Here is a 6,437-nt window from a genome sequence, read left to right as displayed (position 1 = left end):
TTATTGTCATGAGCACACTCCTATCGCGCCAACTTCAGGGATTTGTAGCGGCCGGCGGCCTTTCTACGTTGCTCCACTGGTTTGTAATGGCAGCATTGATCGCTGCCGGGCTTGAACCAGTGCTGGCAACCGTTAGCGGAAGCGTGTCTGGTGCGCTGCTAAATTACGGCCTCCAGCGGCGCCTGGCATTTCGCAATGCCGGCCCTCACAGGGTCACGTTGTGGCGCTATATCGTCTCCTGTCTTGGCGCCTGGTTCTGCAATCTCGCCTTCTTTTTTCTACTCAATAACGTATTGGGACTTCCCGTCACCTTGTCACAAATCGTGACCACAGGGCTTGTCGCTGCACTGAATTACATCGTCTACCAGAGGCTGGTTTTCCATGAACAAACGCGTTGAGTTCCCCGTCGTACCTTTGGATGACCCGTTTGGCAAGCCGCTGTTATCGCTGGTGGTGCCGCTGTACAACGAGCGCCCGATGCTGCCCCTTTTCTTTGAGCGGGTTCTACCGGTGCTTGCCACCCTGGACCTGCACTGGGAAATCGTGCTGATTGATGACGGCAGTGATGATGGCAGTGCCCAATACATCCGCAGCGTTATTGACCGAACGTCCGGCGTCCGACTGGTCAAACTGAGTCGTAATTTCGGCAAAGAGGCTGCAATGACTGCAGGACTGGAGCACGCCAACGGCGATGCGGTGATTGTGTTGGATGCAGACCTGCAAGATCCGCCTGAGCAAATTCCGGCCATGGTCGAAAGCTGGCAGTCGGGTGTTGACGTTGTTCTGATGCAGCGGCGCTCACGGGCTGGCGAAACCGCGTTCAAACGCTGGAGCGCGCATCTTTTCTACAGACTGCTGAACCGGACCAGCCGGACAAATATCCCGGTGGATACCGGTGACTTTCGGTTGATGAGCCGCAAAGCCGTTAATGCGCTGTTGGGTCTGAAAGAGCGCAACCGTTATATGAAAGGCTTATTTGCCTGGATTGGTATGCCGACCCAAGTCATCCAATACGATCGTGAACCCCGAGCGGCCGGCGAAACGAAATGGGATTACCCCGGGCTGGTCGGGTTAGCACTGGAAGGACTGACGTCGTTTTCTATATCGCCCTTGCGCTGGGCCACTTTGATCGGGCTAATTGCCGCCAGCATGGGTGCGGTATTCGGGGCGTGGATTGTGGTCAAGGCATTGATGCTGGGTGATGCTACCAGCGGTTACCCCTCGCTGGTGGCCATCATCAGCTTTCTCGGCGGTATTCAGCTTATGAGTGTGGGCATTGTGGGCGAATACGTCGGCAAGACTTACATGGAATCAAAGCAGCGCCCGGTGTACCTGACAGATGAGGTGATCGAAAACCTGAGTGGTACACGCCAACAGGCGCATCGTAAAACAACGAGGGTGCGACATGTCAAAGCGGTTTAATGTTTGGCTGCTGATCCTGGTTGCTGTGCTGGTTAGTCGCTTTATAGGCATGGCACTTTTCCCTTTTGCCGATACCACCGAGCCGCGTTACGCGGAAATTGCCCGCCTGATGGCGGAAACCGGTGACTGGATTACGCCGTGGTTCGAGCCCGGCGTACCTTTTTGGGGTAAACCGCCCTTGTCGTTCTGGACGCAGGCGGCGGCCATCAAGGTTTTTGGTGTTTCGGAGTTTTCGCTGAGGTTTCCGGCCTGGCTGGCAACGGTCGCTATGGTGTGGCTTGTTTGGCGACTGGCGCGGCAAATCTGGAGTGTGCAGGTTGCTCAATGGAGTTGCCTGGTTTTCGCAACCATGGCGCTCACTTACATCAGTGCTGGCGCCGTTATGACAGATGCCTTCCTGGCATTGGGTACAACCCTTACTCTCGTCAGCTTCTGTTTGGTGATGGCAGGAGAGGGAGGTCTGTGGCGATGGATTTTCTTTCTTGGAATGGTGATCGGGCTCCTGTCCAAAGGGCCGTTGGCCATCGTTCTGATCGGAATTCCTATCGTACTTTGGTTATGCCTTTCGTGGCGGGAAGCGGCGAATAACCTGCAGCGACTGCCTTGGTGGCGAGGCATCCTGATGACGGCCGCTCTGGTCTGCCCCGCATTGATGGCCATGCCACCCAACCAGGGGCCGATCGCATTGGCCAGGGAGAATATGATCAGAACGACGTTCCGGCGAGAATGAATCACCGTTGCAGGTGTGGGTTCAGGTATGAAATACAAATTTCCCGGATTGGTAAAGTGGCAGCCGGGCATTGTATCTTAGGGCATACCTACATACGACAAGTGGCAGAGAGCCAAACGGTGATCATCAATGTATCGTAATCGAGACATCATCGCGCGACTGCGCGAGCGTATTCCAACGTTTGAATGCGTGAAGGGATGCCACGACTGCTGTGGCCCGGTGACAACGTCTTCAGAAGAAATCTCCCGCCTGCCCGTTAAATCAGCTGCAGAACATGAAGCGGCATTGAAGGAGTTCAATTGCGTACACCTGGGGCCAGATGGATGCACTGTGTACGAGGAGCGCCCGCTGATATGTCGGCTGTTTGGCACAACACCCCGCATGCCATGCCCCCGCGAACGTCGCCCGGAAAACATGGTTGATCCGGAAACCGAGCGGCAGGTGCATCACTATATTGCTACAACACGGCAGGTGCTGGTTTAAGCTATGCTCACAACCCTCAATGAACTGGCAAAACTCGCTGATTTTTCGCTGATGGACACGATGAACTGCGACCCGGAGGCGAACCCGGACGGGCAGGATCACGAGCCAAGACAAGTCTTCAGTGGCCACTATGTTCCGGTTGCTCCGACGCCCATAGAAAGTCCCGAATACGTGGCCCACAGTTTCACTCTGTTTCGCGAGCTAGGTCTTGCCGACGAACTGGCGCAGTCTGCTGACTTTATGCGTGTGTTTTCAGGCGACCTGTCGTTTGTTCCAGCGCCCATGCACAAAACGGGGTGGGCTTGCGGCTACGCCTTGTCTATATATGGCACCGAGTATGTTCAACAGTGCCCGTTTCAGACCGGTAACGGATACGGCGACGGCCGTGCCATCTCGGTTTTGGAGGCGGTGATCAGCGGTCAACGCTGGGAAATGCAGTTAAAAGGCGGTGGCCGCACACCCTACTGTCGTGGCGGCGATGGCCGGGCCGTTTTACGTTCCAGTGTTCGGGAATTTCTCGCACAGGAGCATATGCATGCGCTCGGCGTTCCCACGTCACGATCATTAAGCTTGTACGTGTCGAAAACGGAGAAAGTCAGGCGGCCTTGGTATTCTGAAGGCTCACGGGCACGGGATCCGGATATGTTGGTATCAGACCCAGTGGCGATCACAACCCGGGTGGCACCATCATTTATTCGTGTCGGCCAACTCGAGTTGTTCGGGCGTCGAGCCCGAAAAAATGAACACCCGAAAGCCCTGGAAGAACTCGAGCAGATTGTGTTGCACCTGATTGCACGTGAATACCATGCAGTAATTGAGCATACCCTGACAACGCCTGATAAGGTTGTGGCGCTGGCACAGGAATTTCGCAGTCGGCTCACGTCATTGGTGGCGAATTGGATTCGGGTCGGCTTCTGCCAGGGCAACTTCAATAGCGATAACTGTGCTGCCGGCGGCTATACTCTGGACTACGGCCCCTTCGGCTTCTGCGATGCTTTCAATCCACGTTTTCAGCCCTGGACGGGCGGGGGAGAGCACTACTCATTTTTGAACCAGCCAATGGCCGCCGAGGCTAATTTCCACATGTTTTGCGTGGCCTTGCGCCCATTGTTGGCTGCGCACCCGCAATGCCTGCAACAACTCGACGAAATCAGAGAGGGCTTTGCCGGAGTTATGCAGACCGAGATGGAAAAGATGTGGGCAGCCAAGCTTGGGCTGGATAAATTTAACCCGGAGTTGTTTCGCGGCTTGGCTGTACTGATGGCGCAAACACCAGTGGATTACACGCTATTTTTCCGTGAGCTTTCAGAGCTGCCGAATGATATAGGCCCGCTGCAAAAGAGTTTTTATAAAAGCCCGGCTTACCAGGCGGAATCAGAAAGCCTGGACCAACGTTGGGCTGCGTGGCTTGGCCAGTGGCAAGCGCTGCTGGGTAGCAACACTTCGAAAAGCACAGCCTCTGTGCGCTCTGGAGAAGAGATTTCCCGCGAGATGAAGCGTGTTAACCCGAAATACAGCCTGCGGGAGTGGCATCTGGTGCCGGCGTACCAGCAGGCGGCAAAGGGAGATTACAGGCTGCTCCGAGAACTGCAGGAGGTGATGACGCAGCCATACGCCGAGCAAACGCAATACGTTGAAGATAAGTACTACCGGTTGAAACCTCTGGAACTCTTCGGCATTGGCGGCGCTTCCCATTACAGCTGCTCATCTTAATATCCGGATCTGCTATTGTTGGTAGAAACTCACCATAGCCTTTACACTGCGCGCCATTGAACCAAGCCAGCATTCGCAGTGGCTGCCCATTCCAGCAGGATTCCAATGAAAAAGACCTTTAAGCTAGACCATCCTAAAATTAAAGTGCCGCGCCTTGTCGATTCTATCAAGCACGACATCAAAAAGTTTTTGAAGAATGAACGTAAAAAGCCCCTGCCAGAAGGCGTGAAATACTGGGGTTTCGATTGCAAGTTTGGTCAATCAGAAGAAACGGCAGTTGAGGTGGAGCTTTCGTCTCTCACAAGCCGCATCGACGATCTTGTTGAAAATAGAATTATGACAGTTTATGTGGAAATCACGCCAAAGCCGATGGCACGCTAAAGTTAGTCAGTAGCCTCCCGTAGCAACGCAAAACCGCCTTTTATCAGGCGGCTTTGCAGTTACTCGAAAGCGCTCTACATTGGGTGCTTTCCCTTACTTCCAATGTAAAGAACGTTGCTCTGAAGCTGTCGGTGGGCTTTGGGGGGTACGTTGTTCTGTACAGATATAATAAGCCCCGGTACAGAAGGTGAGGTAAAGATGGTCGCGGGCCCCAGGGGACTTCCGTCTTGCTCCCGCTCTACTTCTTTTTGTTTCCAGCTGTTACCCACACATGCCTGAACGAAGTTCTTTGTTGCAGAATAACGCTGTTCGGCCACTTCACTTTGTGGCGTGGTTGCCGAGCAGGAGTAGGCTAATTCACCACCCGCCCACTCCCAAATTTCGCAATGCCCTTTAACCAGCTCCACCTTGGCACTGTATAGCTTGAAAGAACGGTAGTTGGATCCGGAGCCTTTAAACTTGTCGAATCCGTTCTCGTAATCCGCCGCTATGGCCTTAAGGCTGGCACAGGCATCATCAACACCAAGCTTGGGTGAGCCGCCCACCGCACAACCTGTTAGTGAAAGTGTGCCGACGCTACAGACGAGCAGGGCCCTGAAGAGTGCAAGACGCTTGTGCATTGTTGGTCTCTCTGGTTTTAGAAGAAGAATGCGCCGTATAACCGGGCACCGCGATAAAGATCATCTACCCGGCCTTTGAACTTTGTGTCGTTCACATCAACAGCGATAGCAAGACGCGATAGCGAAGCACCAAGTGCAAAGCTATCAAGTGCGCGATATTCCAAGCCTACCTGGATATCGAGTAGTGAACCACGAACCTTGTCTTCAAAGTCGAAGTAGAAACTGTCAGTACGGAATCTGGCGGTCAGGCGTGGTGTAACCGAATAGTCCATTCTAAACCCGAAGACGGGCATGGGGGCCGTCGTCGATGCAGCTTCTGTGATTCCCCCGACAGCGGATACCAGTTCGACCTCATAGTCCAACACGGTGAGCCCTGCAGATATTGCCAGCTCAACTTTGTCCAAGTGGTAGAAACTATATCCATACGCCAGCTTGTAAATGTTGTTTTGAATTCGACTGTCCACCTGGTTGCTCGTCGAAAATGTTCGATCCTTGAACGTGAAGCTTCTGTTCAATACCTGGCTGCCTTTGCGCTCCAACTGGAACGCTCCCAACTCGATTCTGTGGTGGTCTGTGAACCGGTAATAAAACTCCAGGGTTGGGGTGGTTATTGCGGAGTCGCCATCCAGGTCTTCCTCAAAGTCGATCGTCGTGCCAAGCCCCAAGTTGGAGCCGCTAGCAGAAAAGGTTGTGTCCGAATCAAAAACGAACAATGCACCGAGTTGAAGCATTCCACGGTCAGGAGGGGTGGTTCTGGCATCAAGTGTGGCCGAGTATGCCGGTGTTGAAGCAAGGGCAGTGCCGATTGCAACGAATGCAAAGGTGATTGGCAGCAGTTTTTTAATTGTCATAAATTCAGGCCTCTGAACGTTCCGTGGAGTGGCAGCACGGCCTGACCAACAAGTGAATGTACTTACTATTAATTTAGTATAGCCCCACCCATTCGCAAGAAAAGTCATGAACAAGTGCACCTTGGAGACACCAGGAACAAATGGCAACATGAGCGGCTAACGTCAGTCATTAGTATTCCCTCCTGTAGTAGGGTAAATTCCCACGAAAGATTGAAACGTTGAGTCAACAACTTCGGC

General features: G+C 53.5%; 8 protein-coding genes. 6 read left to right on the top strand and 2 right to left on the bottom strand.

Annotation, left to right across the window (positions count from 1 at the left end):
• Positions 1-8: 8 nt before the first annotated feature.
• From RKA07_RS11845 to RKA07_RS11820, 6 genes are all read left to right on the top strand, one after another.
• Positions 9-398: a GtrA family protein gene (locus RKA07_RS11845; RefSeq protein WP_310966190.1), complete on the top strand. Its 390-nt coding sequence runs from the start codon at positions 9-11 to the stop codon at positions 396-398.
• The gene (locus RKA07_RS11840) at positions 382-1,422 is read left to right on the top strand and encodes a glycosyltransferase family 2 protein (protein WP_310966187.1); all 1,041 of its coding nucleotides are present in this window, start codon (positions 382-384) and stop codon (positions 1,420-1,422) included. Before RKA07_RS11845 ends, RKA07_RS11840 begins: the two co-directional genes overlap by 17 nt.
• Positions 1,406-2,152, top strand: coding sequence for an ArnT family glycosyltransferase (locus RKA07_RS11835; RefSeq protein WP_310966398.1), 747 nt, complete (start codon positions 1,406-1,408; stop codon positions 2,150-2,152). Before RKA07_RS11840 ends, RKA07_RS11835 begins: the two co-directional genes overlap by 17 nt.
• Before the next feature lie 129 nt (positions 2,153-2,281).
• Positions 2,282-2,635: a YkgJ family cysteine cluster protein gene (locus RKA07_RS11830; protein ID WP_200371858.1), complete on the top strand. Its 354-nt coding sequence runs from the start codon at positions 2,282-2,284 to the stop codon at positions 2,633-2,635.
• Positions 2,636-2,638: 3 nt separating this feature from the next.
• A complete protein-coding gene (locus tag RKA07_RS11825) occupies positions 2,639-4,348 on the top strand; it encodes a protein adenylyltransferase SelO (protein WP_227715027.1) in 1,710 nt (569 codons plus the stop codon).
• Between the two features lie 105 nt (positions 4,349-4,453).
• Positions 4,454-4,729: a DUF6172 family protein gene (locus tag RKA07_RS11820; protein WP_200371857.1), complete on the top strand. Its 276-nt coding sequence runs from the start codon at positions 4,454-4,456 to the stop codon at positions 4,727-4,729.
• 74 nt (positions 4,730-4,803) lie between these two features.
• Here RKA07_RS11820 and RKA07_RS11815 read toward each other — a convergent pair whose 3' ends face one another.
• Positions 4,804-5,349, bottom strand: coding sequence for a hypothetical protein (locus tag RKA07_RS11815; protein ID WP_200371856.1), 546 nt, complete (start codon positions 5,347-5,349; stop codon positions 4,804-4,806).
• Positions 5,350-5,366: 17 nt separating this feature from the next.
• Entirely contained in the window at positions 5,367-6,200 is an 834-nt protein-coding gene (locus RKA07_RS11810; protein ID WP_200371855.1) for a hypothetical protein, read from the bottom strand.
• Positions 6,201-6,437: the final 237 nt, after the last annotated feature.

It is taken from the genome of Marinobacter xiaoshiensis, from assembly GCF_031631795.1.
GTDB classification, from domain to species: domain Bacteria; phylum Pseudomonadota; class Gammaproteobacteria; order Pseudomonadales; family Oleiphilaceae; genus Marinobacter; species Marinobacter xiaoshiensis.
This window is presented reverse-complemented; position numbering and strand designations above follow the sequence as displayed.